At 67.7% G+C, this 22,500-nt stretch carries 22 protein-coding genes; 17 read left to right on the top strand and 5 right to left on the bottom strand.

The genetic code is table 11. The features are described from left to right. Both CWS39_RS23685 and CWS39_RS23690 read right to left on the bottom strand, forming a co-directional pair. On the bottom strand, positions 1–874 hold an 874-nt coding region (locus CWS39_RS23685; RefSeq protein WP_142386916.1), incomplete at its 3' end, for a phosphatidylglycerol lysyltransferase domain-containing protein. Between the two features lie 45 nt (positions 875–919). Beyond that, positions 920–1,255, bottom strand: a complete 336-nt coding sequence (locus tag CWS39_RS23690) for a DUF1844 domain-containing protein (protein WP_102145345.1) — start codon at positions 1,253–1,255, stop codon at positions 920–922. 209 nt (positions 1,256–1,464) lie between these two features. Here CWS39_RS23690 and infC point away from each other — a divergent pair, with 209 nt between their 5' ends. The 4 genes from infC to CWS39_RS23710 are packed head-to-tail and all read left to right on the top strand — an operon-like array spanning position 1,465 to position 3,488. Continuing rightward, on the top strand, positions 1,465–2,064 hold the full coding sequence (gene infC / locus CWS39_RS23695; protein WP_233213657.1) for a translation initiation factor IF-3: 600 nt from the start codon (positions 1,465–1,467) through the stop codon (positions 2,062–2,064). Positions 2,065–2,084: 20 nt separating this feature from the next. After that, complete coding sequence (gene rpmI, locus CWS39_RS23700) at positions 2,085–2,279, top strand: 50S ribosomal protein L35 (protein ID WP_102145347.1); 195 nt, start codon at positions 2,085–2,087, stop codon at positions 2,277–2,279. A 34-nt stretch (positions 2,280–2,313) separates the two neighbouring features. Further along, positions 2,314–2,703, top strand: coding sequence for a 50S ribosomal protein L20 (gene rplT / locus CWS39_RS23705; protein ID WP_102145348.1), 390 nt, complete (start codon positions 2,314–2,316; stop codon positions 2,701–2,703). 23 nt (positions 2,704–2,726) lie between these two features. After that, positions 2,727–3,488, top strand: a complete 762-nt coding sequence (locus tag CWS39_RS23710) for a TrmH family RNA methyltransferase (protein WP_102145349.1) — start codon at positions 2,727–2,729, stop codon at positions 3,486–3,488. Positions 3,489–3,547: 59 nt separating this feature from the next. Here the strand turns inward: CWS39_RS23710 and CWS39_RS23715 are convergent, their stop codons facing one another. Together CWS39_RS23715 and CWS39_RS23720 are read right to left on the bottom strand one after the other, a co-directional pair. After that, positions 3,548–4,777, bottom strand: coding sequence for an acyl-CoA dehydrogenase family protein (locus tag CWS39_RS23715; protein ID WP_102145350.1), 1,230 nt, complete (start codon positions 4,775–4,777; stop codon positions 3,548–3,550). Positions 4,778–4,786: 9 nt separating this feature from the next. After that, positions 4,787–5,860, bottom strand: a complete 1,074-nt coding sequence (locus CWS39_RS23720; RefSeq protein ID WP_102145377.1) for an oxygenase MpaB family protein — start codon at positions 5,858–5,860, stop codon at positions 4,787–4,789. Positions 5,861–6,026: 166 nt separating this feature from the next. Between CWS39_RS23720 and CWS39_RS23725 the strand changes: the two genes are divergently transcribed. The 11 genes from CWS39_RS23725 to argH all read left to right on the top strand — a co-directional run bounded on the left by CWS39_RS23725 (position 6,027) and on the right by argH (position 18,919). Continuing rightward, positions 6,027–6,905 carry an adenylate/guanylate cyclase domain-containing protein gene (locus CWS39_RS23725; RefSeq protein WP_102145351.1) on the top strand — a complete coding sequence of 293 codons (879 nt, stop codon included), beginning with the start codon at positions 6,027–6,029 and terminating at the stop codon, positions 6,903–6,905. Between the two features lie 78 nt (positions 6,906–6,983). Next, positions 6,984–8,018, top strand: a complete 1,035-nt coding sequence (gene pheS, locus CWS39_RS23730) for a phenylalanine--tRNA ligase subunit alpha (RefSeq protein ID WP_431306175.1) — start codon at positions 6,984–6,986, stop codon at positions 8,016–8,018. Beyond that, positions 8,018–10,504 (top strand): phenylalanine--tRNA ligase subunit beta, encoded by a 2,487-nt coding sequence (gene pheT / locus CWS39_RS23735; protein ID WP_102145353.1) that lies wholly within the window; start codon positions 8,018–8,020, stop codon positions 10,502–10,504. The genes pheS and pheT overlap by 1 nt, the downstream gene beginning before the upstream one ends. A 45-nt stretch (positions 10,505–10,549) precedes the next feature. Next, complete coding sequence (argC, locus tag CWS39_RS23740) at positions 10,550–11,599, top strand: N-acetyl-gamma-glutamyl-phosphate reductase (protein ID WP_102145354.1); 1,050 nt, start codon at positions 10,550–10,552, stop codon at positions 11,597–11,599. Continuing rightward, positions 11,596–12,810, top strand: a complete 1,215-nt coding sequence (gene argJ, locus CWS39_RS23745) for a bifunctional glutamate N-acetyltransferase/amino-acid acetyltransferase ArgJ (RefSeq protein WP_102145355.1) — start codon at positions 11,596–11,598, stop codon at positions 12,808–12,810. Before argC ends, argJ begins: the two co-directional genes overlap by 4 nt. Continuing rightward, positions 12,807–13,679, top strand: a complete 873-nt coding sequence (gene argB / locus CWS39_RS23750) for an acetylglutamate kinase (RefSeq protein WP_102145356.1) — start codon at positions 12,807–12,809, stop codon at positions 13,677–13,679. The genes argJ and argB overlap by 4 nt, the downstream gene beginning before the upstream one ends. Next, positions 13,676–14,842: an acetylornithine transaminase gene (locus tag CWS39_RS23755; protein WP_102145357.1), complete on the top strand. Its 1,167-nt coding sequence runs from the start codon at positions 13,676–13,678 to the stop codon at positions 14,840–14,842. The genes argB and CWS39_RS23755 overlap by 4 nt, the downstream gene beginning before the upstream one ends. Continuing rightward, complete coding sequence (gene argF, locus CWS39_RS23760) at positions 14,839–15,765, top strand: ornithine carbamoyltransferase (protein ID WP_102145358.1); 927 nt, start codon at positions 14,839–14,841, stop codon at positions 15,763–15,765. The genes CWS39_RS23755 and argF overlap by 4 nt, the downstream gene beginning before the upstream one ends. Next, positions 15,762–16,271 carry an arginine repressor gene (locus CWS39_RS23765; RefSeq protein WP_102145378.1) on the top strand — a complete coding sequence of 170 codons (510 nt, stop codon included), beginning with the start codon at positions 15,762–15,764 and terminating at the stop codon, positions 16,269–16,271. The genes argF and CWS39_RS23765 overlap by 4 nt, the downstream gene beginning before the upstream one ends. A gap of 25 nt (positions 16,272–16,296) precedes the next feature. After that, positions 16,297–17,493, top strand: coding sequence for an argininosuccinate synthase (locus CWS39_RS23770; RefSeq protein ID WP_102145379.1), 1,197 nt, complete (start codon positions 16,297–16,299; stop codon positions 17,491–17,493). 13 nt (positions 17,494–17,506) lie between these two features. Further along, complete coding sequence (argH, locus tag CWS39_RS23775) at positions 17,507–18,919, top strand: argininosuccinate lyase (RefSeq protein WP_102145359.1); 1,413 nt, start codon at positions 17,507–17,509, stop codon at positions 18,917–18,919. A gap of 8 nt (positions 18,920–18,927) precedes the next feature. On the opposite strand, the gene CWS39_RS23780 is transcribed toward argH, so the two are convergent. Further along, positions 18,928–20,673, bottom strand: coding sequence for an ABC-F family ATP-binding cassette domain-containing protein (locus CWS39_RS23780; protein ID WP_102145360.1), 1,746 nt, complete (start codon positions 20,671–20,673; stop codon positions 18,928–18,930). A gap of 287 nt (positions 20,674–20,960) precedes the next feature. Between CWS39_RS23780 and CWS39_RS23785 the strand changes: the two genes are divergently transcribed. Then, positions 20,961–21,692, top strand: coding sequence for a phosphate/phosphite/phosphonate ABC transporter substrate-binding protein (locus CWS39_RS23785; protein WP_233213654.1), 732 nt, complete (start codon positions 20,961–20,963; stop codon positions 21,690–21,692). 55 nt (positions 21,693–21,747) lie between these two features. Then, entirely contained in the window at positions 21,748–22,482 is a 735-nt protein-coding gene (phnC, locus tag CWS39_RS23790) for a phosphonate ABC transporter ATP-binding protein (RefSeq protein WP_102145361.1), read from the top strand. The last annotated feature ends 18 nt before the right edge of the window (positions 22,483–22,500 follow it).

Below are 22,500 nucleotides of genomic sequence, written 5' to 3' on the forward strand. Positions count from 1 at the left end.
CTCCGCTGGCGAGGCAGACGCCCACCTCGACGCGATAGGTGATGGCGGCGCGCCCGCTGGGGGCGAACACCACCGCCTTGTCACGGCGGGTCGCGAAGTAGCCCAAGGAGTCGTTCTTGCCGAACAGTTCGAGCAGGCCGCGGATGGCCGATTCGTCTTCTCCGGTCAACGCGTTCTCGGCACGCTGCGACTGGAACAGCACGATCGCGGCGACCATCAGCGCCAGCGCGCCGAATAATCCGAGCAGCGCGTTGACGAACACGTGCGGGTGCTGGCCGTCGAAGGCGGCGGAGTCGACGCCCGCGAACGCCGCCACCCGGTTGGCCGCATAGGGCAACCGGTACTGCCGCTCCACCGTCCCGGGGAACAGTTCCAGCAGGCCCCACCCGATCAGGATCCCGACAGCCATCCCGGCGACGAGCACCGCGGCCGCCTTGAGGAGCGCGCCGCGGCGGACCTTGGCCCAGAACTCGTGCCGGGCCAGCACCAAGAAGGCGATCGCGGCGAGGTGAAAGGCGAGTCCGATGACCTCGCCGATCTCGTCGGCCACCGGCTCGTCCCCGGCGATCAGGCCCGCGAGGTTCCAAACGACGGCCGCCGCCATGTAGAGCACCAGAATCCACCAGGCGACCCGCTTGCGCGCCGCCAGCGCGGCGGCCAGCAGCGCCAACACGAACGCCCAGGCGAAGCTGGTGTCGGGGAAGTTGAAGATGTAGTCGTTGACGAACTCCCGCGGGACCTTGATGATCCAGCGCACCAGCGGCGAGACGCTGGCCAGCAGCGACAGGGTGGCGATGATGCCGACCGTCCAGCCGGCGGCCGCCGGCACCCAGGAGTACCGAGACGTCGGCCTGGACAGCCTGGTAAGGGTCATACGCTGGGAGGATAGGCGCTGCGACCCTGAAATGTGTGCCGGTAGCTACCAGACCGGGCCGGTGTATTTCTCGCCCGGACCCTGACCCGGTTCGTCCGGCGCGGAGCTGGCCTCGCGGAAGGCGAGCTGCAGCGACTTCAGCCCGTCGCGCACCGGCCCGGCGTGGGGCCCGAGGTACTCCGCCGACGCTGTCACCAGCCCGGCCAGCGCCGTGATGAGCCGGCGCGCCTCGTCGAGATCGCGATGCGGGCTCTCGTCGGGGTCCTCCGCGGCCAGCCCGAGCTTTTCCGCCGCGGCGCTCATCAGCATCACGGCGGCTCGGGTGATCACCTCGACGGCGGGAATCTCGGCCAGCTCACGGATGTTAGGAACCTCTGTCACGCCTGCTAGACTGGCATGCGCGACCGTCCCGGCATACGCCAGGGACAGCAAGTGGAGTCCCGCTCCCACCGCTGGCCATACCGGTACAGCGGTCCGGTCACAGGCATCCGATGCCTGTCCTGGTCGGCTTGGGCCCTGCTTCGAGCAGGGCCTTTTCGCTGATGGTCTGGGATTCCTCGAGGACAACAGTGTCTATCCAGGGAGGCCCCATCAGCACTGAGACCCGCGTCAACGAGCGCATTCGCGTACCCGAAGTCCGCCTTATCGGACCAGGTGGTGAACAGGTAGGCATAGTGCGCATCGAAGATGCTCTCCGCGTCGCCGCGGATGCCGATCTCGACCTAGTTGAAGTTGCCCCGAACGCCAGACCTCCGGTCTGCAAGATCATGGACTACGGCAAGTTCAAGTACGAGACGGCCCAGAAGGCGCGCGAGTCTCGCAAGAACCAGCAGCAGACCGTCGTCAAGGAGCAGAAGCTTCGTCCCAAGATCGACGACCACGACTACGAGACCAAAAAGGGTCACGTCATCCGCTTCCTCGAGGCGGGGTCGAAGGTCAAGGTGACGATCATGTTCCGCGGACGTGAGCAGTCCCGGCCCGAACTGGGCTACCGACTGCTGCAACGACTTGGCGCCGACGTCGCCGACTACGGCTTCGTCGAGACGTCCGCCAAGCAGGACGGCCGCAATATGACGATGGTGCTGGCCCCGCACCGCGGCGCGAAGACTCGCGCCAAGGCGGCCGAGCAGGCCGAGCGCCCCAGCGGTGCACCGGCCAAACCCGAAGAACCAGACGTATCGCAGAACTGATCAACGAGAACTGAGGACATATGCCCAAGGCGAAGACCCACAGCGGCGCTTCGAAGCGGTTCCGGCGCACCGGAACCGGAAAGATCGTGCGCCAGAAGGCCAATCGTCGGCACCTGTTGGAGCACAAGCCGACCCGTCGCACCCGTCGGCTGGAGGGCCGCACCGGCGTGTCGGCCAACGACACCGCCCGCGTCAAGAAGATGCTGAACGGCTGATTCAAAGCCCCCCGAATGAGATAGGAAGACTTTCATGGCACGCGTCAAGCGCGCAGTCAACGCCCAGAAGAAGCGGCGCACCATCCTCAAGGCCTCGAAGGGTTACCGGGGGCAGCGCTCCCGGCTGTACCGCAAAGCCAAAGAGCAGCAGCTGCATTCGCTGAACTACGCCTACCGTGACCGTCGGGCCCGCAAGGGCGAGTTCCGCAAGCTGTGGATCTCCCGGATCAACGCTGCGGCCCGCGCCAACGACATCACCTACAACCGGCTGATCCAGGGCCTCAAGGCCGCCGGCGTCGAGGTGGACCGCAAGAACCTCGCCGACATCGCCGTCAGCGACCCGGACGCCTTCACCGCGCTGGTCGAGGTGGCGAAGGCGGCGTTGCCGGAGGACGTCAACGCTCCGTCCGGAGAGGCTGCCTGACGCTCACCGAGCGCTCCGCCCGAGTGGCGGCAGCGATCAAACTGCACCGACACGTCGGACGCCGCCGCGCCGCCCGCTTTCTCGCCGAAGGCCCCAACCTCGTCGAGGCCGCGGTGCGGCGCGGTTTGGTATCCGAGGTGTTCGTCACCGAGTCGGCGATGGAGCGGTTCAGGGCCTTGTTGATGGACGTGCCCGTACACGTCGTCACCGAACGCGCCGCAAAGGCATTGTCCGACACGGTGACTCCGGTCGGTTTGGTCGCCGTGTGCTCGATGCCGGAACCGAGGCTGGCCGACGTCCTGGCTGGTGCGCCGCGGTTGGTTGCCGTGGCGGTGGAGATTTCGGAGCCGGGTAATGCGGGCACATTGATCCGGATTGCCGACGCGATGGGCGCTGACGCCGTGGTGCTCGCCGGCAACAGCGTCGATCCCTACAACGGCAAGTGCCTGCGGGCGTCGGCCGGGAGTATCTTCTCACTGCCGGTCATCACCGAACCCGATGCCGTGCAGGCGGTTACATCATTGGGCCAAGCCGGTTTCGAGGTGCTGGCGACGACGGTCGACGGCGAAGTATCTCTTGATGACGCAGAGTTGGATGGGCCGACGGCGTGGGTGTTCGGTCCCGAAGCCCACGGCCTGCCGGCGGCCGTCGCGGGGTTGGCGACACATCGGATACGGATCCCCATTCCGGGCAACGCGGAAAGTCTCAATGTGGCGTCGGCCGCGGCGATCTGCCTGTACCAAAGCGCCCGCGCGCACCGCCGCACTCAGCGCGAGCAGACGTAAAACTGTCCAATTTCGCTTCAAAATAGGCAGTTTTGCGTCTGCTCGGCGGGCACTCGGGGCTAACTCAGCAGTCCCTTGGCCACGTGGGTGATCTGCACCTCGTTGCTGCCCGCGTAGATCATCAACGACTTGGCGTCGCGGGCCAGCTGCTCCACCCGGTACTCGGTCATGTAGCCGTTACCGCCGAACAGCTGCACCGCGTCCATCGCCACGTCGGTCGCGGCCTGCGAGCAGTACCATTTGATCGCCGATGCTTCGGCCAGCGAGATCGGCGTGCCGGTCTGCATCGCCTCGATGACGCGGAACAGCATGTTGCGCACGTTCATTCGCGCGACTTCCATATTCGCCAGCTTCAGCTGGATGAGCTGGAACTGCCCGATCTCCTGACCCCATAGCTTGCGGTTCTTCGCGTAATCCACGCACAGCCGCAGACATTCCTCGATGACTCCGAGCGCCATCGCCGCCACCCCGATCCGTTCGGCGGCGAAATTGGAGCGCGCGCTGTCGCGGCCGTCGCCTGCCCCGTTCTCCTCCGTCTCGCCCAGCAGCCGGTCCCGGCCCAGCCGGACATTGTTGAAGAACAGCTCGCCCGTCCGCGAGGAGTGAATACCCATCTTGCGGAACGGCTTTGACTGGACGAAGCCCTCCATGCCGCGGTCCAGCACGAACGTCAGCACCTTGCGATCGCGCTTGTCGACACCCGGCTCTTCGAGTTTCGCGTAGACCACGACGACGTCGGCGTCGGGGCCGTTGGTGATGAAAGTCTTCTGCCCGTTGAGGATGTAGTCGTCACCGTCGCGGACCACATAGGATTTCATGCCGCCGAACGCATCCGACCCCGAATCCGGCTCGGTGATCGCCCAGGCGCCGATCTTCTCGTAGGTCACCAACCCGGGCAGCCAGCGTTCCTGTTGCGCCAGCGTGCCGCGGCTCTGGATGGTGGGCACCGTCAGTCCGAGGCTCACACCCATGCCGGTCACCAGACCCATGGACACCCGGCACAGCTCGCTGACCACGACGAAACCCATACCGGCCGCAGCACCGTCGCCGCCGAACATCCCGCCCGAACCGCCAGACGGCCTTTCGCCGGAGCGCAGCCGGGCGAACCGCTCCTCCAGCGAGTCGCGCGCCATCGCGTCGATGCCGAACGCACTGAACAGCTTGCGAATGATGGGGTAGGGCTCCATCTCGCCGCTTTCCAGCGCGTCGATGTGCGGGCGAATTTCCTTGTCCACGAACTCCCGGACGGCGTCACGCACGGCGAGGTCGACTTCAGACCATTCGAGCATGGCGCCAGCTTATGCTGCGCGGCCGCGGCCACCCGCCGGGCGTAGGCCGGCCAGCGAGAAGGTGGTGTGCACCAGGGATCCGGCCCGGTCGAGCAGCGACTTGCGGGGCGGCACGTAGTGCATTGGCAGGCCCCTGCGATCGCGCGGCGGTGCCATGAAGCCGGGCGCCTCGACCAGCGGTGCGTCGGCCGGGAGCTTGCCCTGGGCGCGGCGGTACGCGGCCACTGCGCGAGGATGCAACCGAATCTCGTCGGGCACCGCGATGAACGCCAGCTCGACCAGCTTCCCGAACAGCCGCAGCAGCACCTCGTCGCCGGGCGTCCACCGCATCCCCGCCTTCTCGCGCACCGGGGGGTCGAACACGCCGGCCGCGATCCAGCGCTGCGCGCCGACCATCGGCTTGAACAACTGATCCCAGATCGGTGTGGGCATCAGGACGAACCACGGCTTGGGGATCCGGATGGTGAAGATGTCCAGAGTCGCTCGGTTGATCTCCAACTCTTCGCGGCACTTGCGGTCCCAATACTCCTGGAAGTCCTCCCAGCTCTTGGGAACTGGCCGCATGCTCATGCCGTACATCCGGTACCACTGGACGTGTTCCTCGAAGAGCTGACGCTTCTCGGCTTCGGTCAGGCCACCGCAGAAGTATTCGGCGGTCTTGATGATCAGCATGAAGAAGGTGGCGTGCGCCCAGTAGAACGTCTCGGGGTTGAGCGCGTGGTAGCGCCGGCCCGCGGCGTCGACGCCCTTGATCGTCTTGTGGTAGCCCTTGATCTGGGCACCCGTCTGGGCGGCGCGTTCACCGTCGTAAACCACGCCCATGATCGGATACACCGAGCGCGCTACGCGTTGCAGCGGCTCGCGTAGCAGGATCGAGTGGTCCTCGACGCCGGCGCCGAGCTCGGGATACATGTTCTGGATCGCGCCGATCCACACGCCCAGCATTCCGGTGCGCAGATCGCCGAAGTACTTCCAGGTCAGCGAGTCGGGGCCGAGGGGGTTGGCCACGTGGGCCTGGTCGTCATCGGCCCGCGGGCCCGGGGCCTTGGCGGCCTTGGCGGTCGTCATCGATCTCGCGGTCATCGTGTCCTCGCTGACTGGGAATCCCACGGTGGTGCCCTCACGATAATGTTGACAACGCACGTTGTCTACGATTTGCCGGGGCGTGGCGGCGCACTGTTATGCGAGGGCGATCCCGCCGCCACACGTCTGTGACCAGGCGATTTATCCGACAGGTACGCTGGCCGCTGTGGATGGCGAACCGTTCGACGAACCATCTGGGCATCACGGGGGAGTCGAATTCGCGGGCCCACTCGGCTGGCTGAAGCGAACCAACCACAGCCCCGGGGTCATCGCGTTCGTCAGGCGTGCACGCCGCGCACTGCCCGGTGACCCGGATTTCGGCGATCCGCTCTCCGCGACGGGCGTGGGCGGCCCCCGCGCCGTCGCACGCGTCGCCGACCGACTGCTGGAGCGTGATGCCGCGTCGCGCGAGGTCAGTCTCGGGGCGTTGCAGGTCTGGCAGGCGCTCACCGAGCGGGTGTCCGGCCGGCCGGCCAATCGCGAGGTGACGCTGGTGTTCACCGATTTGGTCGGCTTCTCGTCGTGGTCCCTGCGGGCGGGGGACGACGCCACCCTCAAGCTGTTGCGGCGCGTCGCCCAGGTCGTCGAGCCGCCGCTGCTCGAGGCCGGCGGCCACATCGTCAAACGGATGGGCGACGGCATCATGGCCGTCTTCCCGGATCCGATCACCGCTGTGCGCGCGGTGCTCGTCGCGCTCGATGCCGTGAAAGGCGTTGAAGTGGAAGGCTATTCGCCGAGGATGCGGGCGGGCATCCACACCGGCCGGCCACAGCGGATCGGCTCGGACTGGCTCGGGGTCGACGTCAACATCGCGGCGCGCGTGATGGAACGTGCCGGCCGCGGCGGCCTCGTCGTGTCGCAGACGACCCTCGACCGCATCCCCGACGAGGACTTTGACTCCCTCGGTGTGACGGCGAAACGGGTGCGCAGGCAAGTGTTCTCGAACAAACCGGACGGCGTGCCGCCGGATTTGGCCATGTACCGACTGAAGGCGCACCGACACGCGGCCGACGACTCCGCACGCGATGGAGCCGCCCAGGCCTAGAGGCCTTCGGCCACGGCGTGACGTCGCTCTCATCGGCGCATCGCCTATTATCGCCGGGTGGCTGATCAGCCCAGCGAAATAAGCGCCGCCCTATCGGAAGAAGCGCTGGCGAAGGCCGTCAGCGCGGCCCGCCATGCGTTCGATCTGGCCGGCGACCTCGATGCGTTGGCCCGCGCCAAGACCGAACACCTCGGGGACCGCTCGCCGATCGCATTGGCCCGCCAGGCGCTGGGATCGCTACCCAAGGCCGAGCGCGCCGACGCCGGTAAACGCGTGAATGTCGCCAGGGCGGAGGCGCAACGCAGCTACGACGAGCGGTTGGCCGTGTTGCGCGCCGAGCGTGACGCCGCGGTGCTGGTCGCCGAGCGTATCGACGTGACGCTGCCGTCCACCCGGCAGCCGCTGGGGGCGCGCCACCCGATCACCATCCTGGCCGACCACGTTGCCGACACCTTCGTCGCGATGGGCTGGGAGCTGGCCGAGGGGCCCGAGGTGGAGACCGAGCAGTTCAACTTCGACGCCTTGAACTTTCCGCCTGACCACCCGGCGCGCAGCGAACAGGACACCTTCCAGATAGCGCCCGATGGATCGCGGCAGGTGCTGCGCACGCACACCTCACCCGTGCAGATCCGGGCGCTGCTCGAGCGCGAACTGCCGGTCTACATCATCTCGATCGGTCGCACGTTCCGCACCGACGAACTCGACGCCACCCATACGCCGGTCTTCCACCAGGTGGAGGGGCTGGCGGTGGACCGCGGTCTGACGATGGCACACCTGCGCGGCACGCTGGACGCATTCGCCCGGGCGTTATTCGGCCCGCAGGGCCGCACCCGCTTCCGTCCGCACTTCTTCCCGTTCACCGAGCCGTCGGGCGAGGTAGACGTCTGGTTCGCCAACAAGAAGGGTGGCGCCGGCTGGGTCGAGTGGGGAGGCTGCGGCATGGTCAACCCGAATGTGTTGCGCGCCTGCGGCATCGACCCCGACATGTACTCCGGCTTCGCGTTCGGTATGGGGTTGGAGCGCACGCTGCAGTTCCGCAACGGCATCCCCGACATGCGCGACATGGTCGAGGGCGACGTGCGGTTCTCCCTGCCATTCGGGGTCGGCGCCTGATGCGAATTCCGTACAGCTGGTTGCGCGACGTCGTGCAGGCCGGCGCCCCCGGCTGGGACGTCGCGGTCGACGAGCTGGAACAGACGCTGATCCGGATCGGGCACGAAGTCGAAGAGGTCATCCCGGTCGGTCCGGTGACCGGGCCGTTGACGATCGGCCGCGTCGCCGAGATCGAGGAACTCACGGAGTTCAAGAAACCGATCCGGGCCGTCAAGGTCGATGTCGGCGAAGCAGAACTTCGCGACATCGTTTGTGGTGCAACGAACTTCGCGGCTGGTGATCTGGTCGTCGTGGCGCTGCCGGGCACGATACTGCCCGGCGACTTCAAGATCGCGACGCGCAAGACCTACGGTCGCACGTCGGACGGCATGATCTGTTCGGCCGCCGAATTGAACCTCGGCGTGGACCACTCCGGCATCATGGTGCTGCCGCCGGGCACCGCGGAACCCGGAACCGCCGCCGCCGATGTGCTCGGCCTGGATGACACGGTGTTCCACCTGGCGATCACCCCCGATCGGGGCTACTGCCTGTCGGTGCGGGGATTGGCCCGGGAAATCGCGTGCGCGTACGACCTCGACTACGTCGACCCCGCCGACATCGAGCCGTTGCCGGCACAGGGCGAGGCCTGGCCGTTGACCGTCCAGCCGGGCACCGGTGTCATCCGGTTCGGGTTGCGGCCCGTCACCGGCATCGACCCGGCCGCGGTGTCCCCCTGGTGGATGCAGCGCCGGCTATTGCTCAGTGGTATCCGGGCCATCTCGCCGGCCGTCGACGTCACCAACTACGTGATGCTCGAGCTCGGCCACCCGATGCACGCCCACGACCGCAGCCTGATCACCGGTGGATTCGACGTGCGGTTCGCCCGCGACGGCGAGACCGTCGTCACCCTCGACGATGTGGAGCGGACGCTCAACAGCGGTGACGTGCTCATCGTCGACGACGTCGCCACCGCCGCGATCGGCGGCGTGATGGGCGCCGGCACCACCGAAGTACGCGACACCACCACCGACGTGCTGCTCGAGGCCGCGGTGTGGGACCCTGCCGCGGTGTCGCGCACGCAGCGCCGGCTGCATCTCACCAGCGAGGCGGGACGCCGCTACGAGCGCACGGTGGACCCCGCGATTTCCGTTGCGGCGCTGGACCGTTGCGCCAGGCTGCTGGCCGACATCGCACACGGCACCATCGAGCCGAACCTGACCGACTGGCGCGGTGACCCGCCACGGGACGACTGGTCGCTGCCGCCGATCACGATTGCCGCGGACCTGCCCGACAGCACCGCCGGCGTGGCCTATCCCGAGGGCACCACGGCACGGCGGCTGACGCAGATCGGCGCCGCGGTGGTGGCCGACGGCGACCGGCTGACGGCGACGCCGCCGAGCTGGCGGCCCGACCTGTTGCAGCCCGCCGATCTGGTCGAGGAGGTGCTGCGGCTCGAGGGTTTGGAGGTCATACCGTCGGTGTTGCCGTCGGCGCCGCCAGGCCGTGGTCTCACCCCGGTGCAGAAACGCCGTCGCGCGATCGGAAAGTCGCTGGCGCTGGCGGGTTTCGTCGAGGTCCTTCCGACGCCGTTCCTGCCCGCGGGAGTGTTCGACCAATGGGGCCTGGCCGCCGACGATCCCCGCCGGACGACCACCCACGTGCTCAACCCGCTGGAGTCGGACCGCCCTCATCTGGCCACAACGCTTTTGCCGGGTCTGCTGGAAGCGTTGGTGCGCAACGTGTCCCGCGGCACGGTGGATGTCGCGCTGTTCGGCATCGCCCAGGTTGTGTTGCCCACCGCTGAAACCCGTGCGGTAGAACGTATCCCGAATGACCGACGCCCCACTGACGAGGAGATCGCACTCCTCGACGCCTCGCTGCCGCGGCAGCCACAGCATGTCGGCGTCGTATTGGCGGGGCTACGAGAGCCTCGCGGGCCGTGGGGACCCGGCCGGCCGGCGGAGGCCGGCGATGCGTTCGAAGCGGTGCGGGTGATCGGCCGGGCCGCCGGCGTCGAGCTGACGCTGCGCGCCGCGCAATACCTGCCGTGGCATCCCGGCCGCTGCGCCGAGGTGCTCATCGGGGACACCGTCGTCGGGCATGCCGGTCAGCTGCACCCCGCCGTGATCGAGCGGTCCGGCCTGCCGACTGGCACGTGCGCGGTGGAACTGAATCTCGAGGCGATTCCCATCGTCGAGACGCTGCCCGCCCCGGTGGTGTCGCCGTTCCCGGCGGTATTCCAGGACATCGCGCTGATCGTGGACGAGGACGTGGCCGCGCAGGCGGTCATCGACGCCGTCCGCGACGGCGCCGGCGAGCTGCTCGAGGACGTCCAGCTCTTCGACGTCTATACCGGGCCGCAGATCGGGGAGGGCCGCAAATCGCTGGCGTTGGCGCTGCGGTTCCGCGCCGCCGACCGGACGTTGACCGAGGATGAGGCCAGTGCGGCTCGCGAGGCCGCGGTGCAGGAAGCGGCCGCCCGTGTCGGCGCCGTACTGCGGGGCTGAGCTCCCACGCTCGTTGTAAATGAATTTGCACCTAGCTGCATAACCATGCAGAATCGCTGCATGACATCAGTGGCAGTGGCCGGTGCCAGCGGTTATGCGGGTGGTGAGATCCTCCGACTCCTGCTCGGCCACCCGGCGTACGCCGACGGCCGGCTGCGCATCGGCGCACTGACCGCCGCCACCAGCGCGGGCACCACGCTCGCCGAACATCATCCGCACCTGCTGCCGCTGAGCAACCGCGTGCTGGAGGCCACCGACGCCGACGTGCTTGAAGGCCATGACGTGGTATTTCTCGCGCTGCCACACGGCCACTCCGCGGCGCTGGCCGAACAGCTCGGTGACGACACGCTGATCATCGACTGCGGCGCGGACTTCCGGCTCACCGACGCGGCGGCATGGGAGCGGTTCTACGGCTCGACGCACGCCGGAAGCTGGCCCTACGGGCTGCCCGAGCTGCCCGGCGCCCGGGATCGGCTGCGCGGCGCCACCCGGATCGCGGTCCCCGGGTGCTATCCGACGGCGGCGTTATTGGCGCTGTGGCCAGCGGTGGCCGAGGACCTCGTCGAGCCCGCGGTGACGGTCGTGGCGGTGAGCGGCACATCCGGGGCGGGCCGCGCCGCCAAGACCGACCTGCTCGGGTCGGAGGTCATCGGGTCCGCGCGGGCGTACAACATCGGCGGCAAGCACCGTCACACCCCCGAGATCGCGCAGGGCCTGCGCGCCGTCACGGACAAAGATGTCAGCGTCTCCTTCACGCCGGTGCTGATCCCGGCGTCACGCGGCATCCTGGCGACCTGCACCGCCCGCACCACCGCGCCGCTGTCGCAGCTCCAGGCCGCATATGAAAAGGCCTACGACGGCGAGCCTTTCGTGCATCTGCTGCCCGAGGGTCAGCTGCCAAAGACCGGCGCGGTGATCGGCAGCAATGCCGCGCAACTCGCGGTCGCCGTGGACGAAGAGGCGCAAACGTTCATCGCTGTCGTCGCCATCGACAACCTGACGAAAGGCACCGGCGGTGCAGCGGTGCAGTCGATGAATCTTGCGCTGGGTTGGCCTGAGACCGAAGGGCTTTCGACCGTGGGGGTGGCGCCGTGACCGACATATCCACCGACACCCGGCTGGTGCGGACCCAGGGCGTCACCGCGCCCGCGGGCTTCCGCGCCACTGGGGTCGCCGCGGGCATCAAGGCCTCCGGCGCCCTCGACATGGCGCTGGTGTTCAACGAAGGGCCCGACCACGCGGCGGCCGGGGTGTTCACCCGCAACCAGATCAAGGCCGCGCCGGTGCTGTGGACTCAGCAGGTCCTGACCACCGGGCGGCTGCGTGCCGTCGTCCTCAATTCCGGTGGCGCCAACGCGTGCACCGGGCCGCAGGGCTTCCAAGACACCCACGCCACCGCCGAGGCGGTCGCCGCCGCCCTTTCGGACTGGGGTACCGAGACCGGCGCGATCGAGATCGCGGTCTGCTCCACCGGGCTCATCGGCGACCGGCTGCCGATGGACAAGGTGCTCAGCGGCGTCAAAGAACTGGTGCATGAGATGGCCGGCGGGCTGACCGGTGGGGAAGAGGCCGCCCGGGCCATCATGACCACCGACACCGTGCCCAAACAGGTTGCGCTACACCATGCTGACAAGTGGACCGTCGGCGCCATGGCGAAGGGCGCCGGCATGCTGGCGCCGTCCCTGGCCACCATGCTGTGCGTCATCACCACCGACGCCGTCGCCAGTCCGGACGCCTTGCGCACGGCACTGAATCGTGCGGCCGCACTGACCTTCGACCGGCTCGACGTCGACGGCAGCTGCTCCACCAACGACACGGTGCTGCTGCTGGCCTCCGGTGCCAGCGAAATCACGCCCAGCCAAAGCGATCTCGACGACGCCGTGCTGCGGGTGTGCGACGACCTGTGCGCCCAGCTGCAGGCCGACGCCGAGGGCGTCACCAAGCGCATCGTCGTCACGGTGACCGGAGCCGCGTCCGAACAGGATGCGCTGACGGCCGCACGGGTGGTGGCCCGCGACAGCCTGGTGAAGACCGCGCTGTTCGGCTCCGACGCCAACTGGGGCCGGGTTCTGGCCGCCGTCGGCATGGCGCCGGTGACGCTGGATCCGTCGCGGATCAGCGTGTCGTTCAACGGTTCTCCGGTGTGCGTCAATGGTGTCGGCGCGCCCGGTGCCCGTGAGGTCGACTTGTCCGGAGCGGATATCGACGTCACCGTCGACCTGGGCGTCGGTGCCGCCAAAGCATCGATTCGCACCACGGACCTGTCACACGGTTACGTCGAAGAGAATTCGGCATACAGCTCATGACCGCCGCGACTGATACCAAGGCAGCAATCCTGGCCGCGGCGCTGCCGTGGCTCAAGCAGTTGCACGGCAAAATCGTCGTCGTCAAATACGGCGGCAACGCGATGACCGACGACACCCTGCGCCGGGCGTTCGCCGCCGACATGGTGTTCCTGCGCAACTGCGGCATCCACCCTGTCGTCGTGCACGGCGGCGGACCGCAGATCAGCGCCATGCTCAAACGACTCGGTATCGCAGGCGATTTCAAGGGCGGCTTCCGCGTCACCACCCCCGAGGTCCTCGACGTGGCGCGGATGGTGCTGTTCGGACAGGTCGGTCGCGAGCTGGTCAACCTGATCAATGCACACGGCCCGTATGCGGTCGGCATCACCGGCGAGGACGCCCATCTGTTCACCGCGGTGCGGCGCAGCGTCACCGTCGACGGAGTGGACACCGACATCGGCCTGGTCGGCGATGTCGAACATGTCAGCACCGATGCGGTGCTCGATCTCATTGGCGCGGGCCGTATCCCGGTGGTGTCGACGATTGCGCCCGATGCCGATGGCGTCGTCTACAACATCAATGCCGACACCGCCGCCGCGGCGCTCGCCGAAGCGCTGAATGCCGAGAAGCTGGTCATGCTCACCGATGTCGAAGGCCTGTACACCAGCTGGCCGGACCGCACCTCGCTGGTCAGCGAGATCGACACCGCCGCACTGACGCAACTGCTACCGACCCTGGAGGCGGGCATGGTGCCCAAGATCGAGGCCTGCCTGCGGGCGGTCGCCGGCGGAGTGCCCAGTGCGCACGTCATCGACGGCCGCGTTGAACACTGTGTGCTGGTGGAGTTGTTCACCGACGAGGGCACCGGCACGAAGGTGGTCAGCTCGTGACCCTGCAACAGCGCTGGGAAGCCGTGATGATGAACAATTACGGCACACCGCCTTTGGCGTTGATCAGCGGCGACGGTGCAGTGGTCACCGACGCCGACGGCAAGTCTTACCTCGACTTGCTCGGCGGCATCGCCGTCAATGTGCTCGGCCACCGGCATCCAGCCGTCATCGAGGCGGTGACGCGGCAGCTCAACACGCTCGGGCACACATCGAATCTGTACGCCACCGAACCCGGTATCGCCCTGGCCGAGGCACTGGTCGGTCTGCTCGGCGCGCAGGCGCGGGTGTTTTTCTGCAATTCGGGCACCGAGGCCAACGAGGTCGCCTTCAAGATCACGCGCTTGACCGGGCGGACGAAACTCGTTGCGGCCCACGGAGCTTTCCACGGCCGGACGATGGGATCGCTGGCGCTGACGGGGCAGCCGTCCAAACAGGAACCGTTCGCTCCGCTGCCGGGTGAGGTCACGTTCGTTCCGTACGGCGACGTCGAAGCGCTCGGCGAGGCCGTCGATGACCAGACCGCGGCGGTGTTCCTCGAGCCGATCATGGGGGAGGGCGGTGTCGTCGTCCCGCCCGCCGGCTACCTGGTGCAGGCCCGCGAGCTGACCGCCAAACACGGTGCGCTGATGGTCCTCGACGAGGTGCAGACCGGAATGGGCCGCACCGGAGCGTTTTTCGCCCATCAGCACGACGGCATCACCCCGGACGTGGTGACGCTGGCCAAGGGGCTGGGCGGCGGGCTGCCGATCGGCGCGTGCCTCGCGGTGGGCTCCGCCGGAGAGCTGATGACGCCGGGCCTGCACGGCAGCACTTTTGGCGGCAACCCGGTGTGCACCGCGGCGGCGCTCGCGGTGCTGCGCACGCTGGCCGACGAGGATCTGATCGCCCGCGCCGACGTGCTGGGCAAGACGCTGCACGACGGCATCGAAGCGCTGGGCCATCCGCTCGTCGGGCATGTCCGCGGCCGCGGATTGCTGTGTGGCGTGGTGCTGACATCACCGCAGAGCAAAGCCGTTGAAGCCGCCGCCCGTGACGCCGGCTTCCTGGTCAACGCCGCGGCGCCCGACGTGGTGCGGCTCGCGCCACCGCTGGTGATCACCGAGGCTCAGGTCGACGAGTTCCTCGGCGCCCTAACGAACATCCTGGACAAGGCGGTCTCATGAGCAGACACTTCCTGCGTGACGATGACCTGACACCCGAGGAACAGGCCGAAGTGCTGGCGCTGGCGGCCGAGCTGAAGAAGGACCCGATGTCGCGCCGCCCGCTGGAGGGGCCGCGCGGCGTGGCGGTGATCTTCGAGAAGAACTCGACGCGCACCCGCTTCTCGTTCGAGATGGGTATCGCGCAGCTCGGCGGGCATGCCGTCGTCGTCGACGGGCGCAGCACGCAACTGGGCCGCGAAGAGACGCTGGAGGACACCGGAAAGGTGTTGTCCCGCTATGTCGATGCGATCGTGTGGCGGACCTTCGCGCAGGAACGGTTGACCGCGATGGCGTCCGGCGCGACGGTGCCGGTCATCAACGCGCTGTCGGACGAATTCCATCCCTGCCAGGTGCTCGCGGATCTGCAGACGCTGGCCGAGCGCAAGGGCTCGCTGCAGGGACTGCGGCTGTCGTACTTCGGTGACGGCGCCAACAACATGGCGCACTCGCTGATGCTGGGCGGCGTGACCGCCGGCGTCCACGTCACCATCGCCGCCCCTGCCGGATTCGAGCCGCACCCGGATTTCGTTGCGGCCGCGGAGAAGCGGGCCGCCCAGACCGGCGCGACGGTCCAGCTGACAGCCGACCCGCACCGGGCGGCCGACGGCGCCGACGTGGTGGTCACCGACACCTGGACGTCGATGGGGCAGGAGAACGACGGTCTGGACCGCGTGCGGCCGTTCCGGCCATTCCAGGTCAACGCCGAGCTGATGGGCCGTGCCGACGCGAGCGCGGTTGTGCTGCACTGCCTTCCGGCACACCGCGGCCACGAGATCACCGATGAGGTGATCGACGGACCACAGAGCGCGGTGTGGGACGAGGCCGAGAACCGGCTGCATGCGCAGAAGGCGCTGCTGGTGTGGCTGCTGGAGAAGTGGCGATGAGCGGTCCGGAGGTGGCCACCACCCGAGCCGGTCGGCAGGCCCGCATCGTGACGCTGCTGTCGTCGAATTCGGTGCGCAGCCAAAGCGAACTGGCCGCGATGCTGGCCGATGAAGGCATCGAGGTCACCCAGGCCACGCTGTCGCGTGACCTCGAAGAGCTGGGCGCGGTGAAGCTGCGCGGCGCCGACGGCGGCGTCGGCGTCTACGTCGTACCCGAAGACGGCAGCCCGGTGCGCGGCGTATCCGGCGGCACCGAACGGGTGTCGCGTCTGCTCGGGGAGCTGCTCGTGTCCACCGACGCCAGCGGGAACCTGGCGGTGCTGCGAACCCCGCCCGGCGCCGCGCACTATCTGGCCAGTGCCATCGACCGCGCCGCCCTGCCCTATGTCGTGGGGACGGTCGCCGGCGACGACACCATTCTGGTGATCGCCCGCGAACCGATGACCGGCGCCGAACTGGCAACGAAACTCGAAAGCATCCAACAAAAGGAGACTGGTAACCGATGAGCGCGTGCGCGAAGAGGAGAAACTGATGTCCGAGCGCGTCATCCTCGCGTATTCCGGCGGCCTGGACACCTCGGTGGCGATCAGCTGGATCGGCAAGGAGACCGGCCGCGAGGTGGTGGCCGTCGCCATCGACCTCGGCCAGGGCGGCGAGGACATGGAAGTGGTGCGCAAGCGCGCACTGGACTGCGGCGCGGTCGAGGCCGTGGTCGTCGACGCCAGGGACGAGTTCGCCGACGAGTATTGCCTGCCCGCCATCCAGTCCAATGCGCTCTACATGGACCGCTATCCGCTGGTGTCGGCGCTGTCCCGGCCGCTGATCGTCAAGCATCTGGTGGCGGCGGCGCGTGAGCACGGCGGCGGCATCGTCGCGCACGGTTGCACCGGCAAGGGCAACGATCAGGTCCGGTTCGAGGTCGGGTTCGCCTCGCTGGCACCGGATCTCGAGGTGCTGGCACCGGTCCGCGACTACGCCTGGACCCGGGAGAAGGCGATCGCGTTCGCCGAAGAGAACGCCATCCCGATCAACGTCACCAAGCGGTCACCGTTCTCGATTGACCAGAACGTGTGGGGCCGCGCGGTGGAGACCGGGTTCCTCGAGCATTTGTGGAATGCGCCCACCAAGGACGTTTACGACTACACCGAGGATCCGACCGTCAACTGGAGCACACCCGACGAGGTGATCGTGGGATTCGAACGGGGTGTGCCGGTTTCGATCGACAGCCGGCCCGTCACCGTGCTGCAGGCGATCGAGGAGCTCAACCGGCGTGGCGGTGCGCAGGGGGTGGGCCGGCTCGACGTGGTAGAGGACCGGCTGGTCGGCATCAAGAGCCGTGAGATCTATGAAGCCCCGGGCGCGATGGTGCTGATCACCGCCCACACCGAACTCGAACACGTCACGCTGGAGCGGGAACTCGGCCGGTTCAAGCGGATGACCGACCAACGCTGGGGCGAGCTGGTGTACGACGGGCTGTGGTATTCGCCGCTGAAGACGGCGCTGGAGTCATTCGTCGCCAAGACCCAGGAGCATGTGACCGGCGAGATCCGAATGGTGTTGCACGGCGGGCACATTGCTGTCAACGGCCGGCGCAGCCCCGAGTCGCTCTACGACTTCAACTTGGCCACCTATGACGAAGGCGACACTTTCGACCAGTCCGCTGCGAGGGGCTTCGTGCAGATCCACGGCCTGTCGTCGAGCATCTCCGCGCGACGGGACCTGCAGTGACCAAGCTGACCGCATGAGCACCAACGAGGGTTCGCTGTGGGGTGGCCGGTTTTCCGGCGGGCCATCCGATGCGCTCGCGGCGTTGAGCAAGTCCACCCACTTCGACTGGGTGCTGGCGCCGTATGACATCGCCGCGTCAAAAGCGCATGTGCGGGTGCTGTTTCGGGCCGGCCTGCTGACCGAGGAGCAGCGCGACGGGCTGCTGGTCGGCCTCGACAGCCTCGCCTCCGACGTCGCGGACGGCAGCTTCTTGCCGTTGGTCACCGACGAGGACGTGCACGGGGCGCTGGAGCGCGGGCTGATCGACCGCGTCGGTGAGGATCTGGGCGGGCGCCTGCGAGCCGGTCGATCGCGAAACGATCAGGTGGCCACGCTGTTTCGCATGTGGCTGCGTGACGCCGTGCGCCGGGTCGCCGACGGCGTGCTCGACCTGGTGGGCGCGTTGGCCACCCAGGCCGCCGCGCATCCGACCGCGATCATGCCCGGCAAGACCCATTTGCAGTCGGCCCAGCCTGTTCTGCTGGCGCATCACCTTCTCGCGCATGCTCATCCGCTGCTGCGCGACGTCGACCGGCTGCTCGATTTCGACAAGCGAGCCGCGGTGTCACCGTACGGTTCTGGTGCGCTGGCCGGATCGTCACTGGGGCTGGACCCGGACGCGATCGCCGAAGAGCTGGGTTTCGACGCCGCCGCGGACAATTCGATCGACGCCACCGCATCCCGGGATTTTGCTGCCGAGGCGGCGTTCGTGTTGTCGATGATCGCCGTCGATCTCTCCCGGCTGGCCGAGGACGTCATCCTTTGGAGCACAACGGAATTTGGCTATGTGACGCTAGACGACGCGTGGTCCACGGGCAGTTCGATCATGCCGCAGAAGAAGAATCCGGACATTGCCGAGCTGGCGCGCGGCAAGTCCGGCCGATTGATCGGCAACCTCACCGGCCTGCTCGCGACGCTGAAGGCGCAGCCGCTGGCCTATAATCGCGATCTGCAGGAGGACAAGGAGCCGGTCTTCGACTCGGTCGCCCAGCTGGAACTGTTGCTGCCGGCGATGGCGGGTCTGGTGGGCACGCTGCGCTTCGATGTCGACCGGATGGCCGAACTTGCGCCGCTGGGTTACACGCTGGCCACCGATGTCGCGGAATGGCTTGTCCGCAAGGGTGTCCCATTCCGCGTCGCGCACGAGGCCGCCGGCGCCGCGGTGCGGGCGGCGGAAGCCCGCGGTGTGGGGCTGGAGGATCTCGAGGACGCCGAGCTGGCCACAATCCATCCCGAGCTGACACCGGAGGTGCGCGACGTGCTCACCGTCGACGGTTCGGTGAACTCCCGCGACGCGCGCGGCGGTACGGCACCCATTCAGGTGGCCAAGCAACTGGGCGCTGTGCGCGCGACGGCTGACAAACTGCGGGTTGCGTTGCGCCGCTAGCTCGTTGCCTATTCCTCAGCGGCCGCCAGCCATGCCTCTTCGAGCTCGTCCTTGCGTGCCTGCAGATCGCCCAGTTCGACGTTGAGCTCGCCGAGGCGCACATGATCGACCGCCGCGGCGGCCATCGCCTCGTGCAGCGCCGCGATCTGCTCGTCGAGCTTGGCCAGCTGCCCCTCGATCCGCGCCATCTCCTTGGCGGTGCGCCGTTCACGCGCAGCCGTCGATTCGCCACGACGCGGCGACGGCGCGACGTCAGCGGGTGATGCCGCCGCCCGCTGAGCCAGATACTGCTCGACGCCGCCGGGCAACAGGTCGCAGCGCCCGCCACCGGTCAGCGCATAGGTGACATCGCTGACCCGCTCCAGGAAGTAGCGGTCATGGGTGACGACTATCAGCGTGCCGGGCCACCCGTCGAGGTAGTCCTCGATCACCGTCAACGTGTCGATGTCGAGATCGTTCGTCGGTTCGTCGAGCAGCAACACATTCGGTTCGTCGAGCAATACCCGTAAAAGCTGCAGCCGGCGTCGTTCCCCGCCGGACAGGTCGGCCAGCCGTGCGGTCAGCTTGTCGCCGGTAAACCCGAAGTCCTCCAATAGCGTTGCCGCACTGACCTCACGACCACCCGCCAACTCCGTGATCCGGCGCCGGTTTTCGACGGCGTCCAGCACCCGCGAATCGTCGTCCAACTCGGCCAGCGCCTGGCTCAGGTAGCCGATTTTCAGCGTCGTGCCGCGTTTGACCGTGCCCGCGGTGGGCGCAAGTTCACCGGCGAGCAGCCGCAGCACCGATGTCTTGCCGGTGCCGTTCACCCCGACCAGCCCGATGCGGGCGCCCGGCCCGATCGACCAATCGACGCGGTCCAACACCACACGCGAGCCGACCTCCAACGTGACCCGATGAAGGTCGAACACGTCCTTTCCCAGGCGGTTGGTGGCAAAGCGTTGCAGCACAAGGGAATCACGCGGCGGAGGCTCGTTGGCAATCAACTCGTTGGCCGCCTGGATACGGAACTTCGGCTTCGACGTGCGGGCCGGCGGGCCCCGCCGCAACCAGGCCAGTTCCTTGCGCATCAGGTTGCGTCGACGCGCCTCGGCACCGGCCGCCAGTCGCATCCGCTCCGCGCGGGCCAGGACGTAGGCCGCATAGCCGCCGTCATACGCATCGACCGCACCGCCATGAACTTCCCACGTGCGGGTGCACACCGCGTCGAGAAACCAACGGTCGTGGCTGACCACCACCAGCGCCTTGGACTTCAACTGCTTCAACCACTCGCCCAGCCAACCGATCACCTCGACGTCGAGGTGGTTGGTCGGCTCGTCGAGAACCAGCACGTCGTGCCCACCGAGCAATACCGCGGCCAGCGCCACCCGGCGGCGCTCCCCGCCGGACAGCACGGCCACATCGGCGTCGAGCGCGACATCGCCCAGGAGGTGTTCCACGACCGAACGCGTCGCGGGCTCCGCCGCCCACACGTGGTCGTCACGGCCACCGACGATGACGTCGCGGACGGTGGCGCCGGTGAAGTCGTCGCCCTGGCGCAGGTATCCGACCGACAGACCGGAGGTATGGGTGACGCGTCCCGAGTCGGGCTCGCGCACACCGGTCAGCACCGAAAGAAGTGTCGTCTTGCCGTCGCCGTTGCGGCCGACGACCCCGATCGCATCGGCCTCGTCAATGCCCAGGCTGACCCCGTCGAGCAGCGTGCGGGTGCCGTAGCTGACGGTCGCACGCTCGACGTTGATCAGGTTTGCCATCAGGCGCCGATGATAGATCGCCCGCCATGCGAGATTGCGCAGCCGGTCTAGGACCGTTTACCCGCAGTTCGCACTACTCATCTAGACAACTAGACACCAACAGTCGAACCGAGGGATGGGGAAATCGATGTCTGCACGTGGATGGATCGCGAGTGGCATGGCCGTGCTCGCCGCGGCAGCACTAACGGTCGGATGCAGCAATGAACCATCGGAGGCGGGTCAGCCCGACACGATCCGCCTCGCGGTGACCGACCTGAAGGGACTCGAGGAACTGCAGCGAGAGTTCGGTGCCTTCAAGGATGAATTTCGAAAAGCAGTCGGGTCTGAAGGTCGACTTCTTCGCGGTGAACGACCGCACCGCGGCGGCGGCGGCTCTGCAGGCCGACCGGGTGGATGTCGTGTTCACGGGTCCGGCCGAGTACGTCGTCATCCACGAGAAGACCGGCGCCGAGCCAATCGTGGCCATCGAGCGCGACGGGTACCGCTCGACCATCTACACCAAGGCCGATAGCGGTATCACCAGAGTCGAGCAACTGCGCGGAAAGAAGGTGGCCATGAGCGACGTGGGCTCCACCAGCGGCCACCTCGGACCATCGCAGATGCTCGTCGATGCCGGCCTCAAGCCGGGCGCTGACGTCGAGGTCCTCACCGTGGGCGACACGGTGCACGAATCACTCAAGCGCGGCGACGTGGACGCGGTCGGCATCGGCTATCACGACTACGAGGAGTTCATGGCCACCGACGACCCTGCGCAGTACCGGGTCATTGCCGAGGGCCCGATCCTGCCTCCGGATCTGCTGATGGCCCGCAAAGGCCTCGACGAGCAGACCGTCACGACTATCCGCGAGACGTTCAACGACCACTTCGACACACTGCTGCCGGCGATGCTGGAGGGTAAGGACAACGCCAAGTACGAAAACGCGAAGCTCGTCAACGTCACCGACGCGGACTACGACGAGGTGCGCAAGATGTACCAGGCGGTTGGCGTGAACGACTTCTCGCAGTTCCTTGGCGACTGACGTGGTCGCACCCGTAACACGCGCCCCTGCTGCCAAGACCAGCACAGCGATTGCGGTGACGAATCTGTCGGTGCGGTACCGGCGCAACGCCGCCGCCGCACTGTCGGGTGTCGACCTGCACGTCCCCGATGGCGAGAAGGTCGCCTTGATCGGCACCAACGGGGCAGGCAAGTCGACGCTGCTGCGCTGCCTCGTGCGGCTGATCGAGCCGACCGAAGGTGTCATCACCATCGGCGGCTCGGAGGTCACCGGTGCATCGGGGCGAACGCTGCGAAAGATCCGCCAGGACATCGGTTTCGTGTTTCAGCGATTTCATCTGATCCCGCGGATCACGGCCTTTCACAATGTCGTTCACGGCGCAATGGGCCGCCACGGTTCACGGTGCGCCTGGCCGGTGACGGCGCCAAGTGGGGTGCGCGCGGAGGCGATGGAATGCCTGGAGCGGGTCGGGCTCAGCGCCTACGCCGACCGGCGGGTCGACACGCTCAGCGGCGGGCAGCAGCAGCGCGTCGCCATCGCGCGGATGCTCATGCAGCGGCCACGCGTCATCCTGGCCGACGAGCCCGTCGCCAGCCTCGATCCCGCATCGGCGAACTCGGTGATGGACCTCATGTGCGCGATCGCGGCCGAGCGGCGGGTCACCGTCATCGTTGCGCTCCATCAGATCGACTTGGCCCTTCGTTACGCCGACCGCGTCGTGGGTCTGCGCGACGGCGTTGTCGAGTTCGACCGCCCAGCCCGTGATTGCGATGCCGCACAGCTGGATTCGATCTACGCCGAGGCGGTGTAGTGGGCAGGGCGACCATCG

It is taken from the genome of Mycobacterium hubeiense (assembly GCF_002838065.1).
In the GTDB taxonomy this organism is placed as follows: domain Bacteria; phylum Actinomycetota; class Actinomycetes; order Mycobacteriales; family Mycobacteriaceae; genus Mycobacterium; species Mycobacterium hubeiense.

What these genes read in the sequence shown, in the direction of transcription:
- rpmI (WP_102145347.1), top strand. Translation starts at nt 2,085, where the DNA reads ATGCCCAAGGCGAAGACCCACAGCGGCGCTTCGAAGCGGTTCCGGCGC.
- rplT (WP_102145348.1), top strand. Translation starts at nt 2,314, where the DNA reads ATGGCACGCGTCAAGCGCGCAGTCAACGCCCAGAAGAAGCGGCGCACC.
- CWS39_RS23715 (WP_102145350.1), bottom strand. Translation starts at nt 4,777, where the DNA reads ATGCTCGAATGGTCTGAAGTCGACCTCGCCGTGCGTGACGCCGTCCGG.
- CWS39_RS23720 (WP_102145377.1), bottom strand. Translation starts at nt 5,860, where the DNA reads ATGACCGCGAGATCGATGACGACCGCCAAGGCCGCCAAGGCCCCGGGC.
- pheT (WP_102145353.1), top strand. Translation starts at nt 8,018, where the DNA reads ATGCGAATTCCGTACAGCTGGTTGCGCGACGTCGTGCAGGCCGGCGCC.
- argC (WP_102145354.1), top strand. Translation starts at nt 10,550, where the DNA reads ATGCAGAATCGCTGCATGACATCAGTGGCAGTGGCCGGTGCCAGCGGT.
- argB (WP_102145356.1), top strand. Translation starts at nt 12,807, where the DNA reads ATGACCGCCGCGACTGATACCAAGGCAGCAATCCTGGCCGCGGCGCTG.
- argF (WP_102145358.1), top strand. Translation starts at nt 14,839, where the DNA reads ATGAGCAGACACTTCCTGCGTGACGATGACCTGACACCCGAGGAACAG.
- CWS39_RS23765 (WP_102145378.1), top strand. Translation starts at nt 15,762, where the DNA reads ATGAGCGGTCCGGAGGTGGCCACCACCCGAGCCGGTCGGCAGGCCCGC.
- CWS39_RS23770 (WP_102145379.1), top strand. Translation starts at nt 16,297, where the DNA reads ATGTCCGAGCGCGTCATCCTCGCGTATTCCGGCGGCCTGGACACCTCG.
- argH (WP_102145359.1), top strand. Translation starts at nt 17,507, where the DNA reads ATGAGCACCAACGAGGGTTCGCTGTGGGGTGGCCGGTTTTCCGGCGGG.
- CWS39_RS23780 (WP_102145360.1), bottom strand. Translation starts at nt 20,673, where the DNA reads ATGGCAAACCTGATCAACGTCGAGCGTGCGACCGTCAGCTACGGCACC.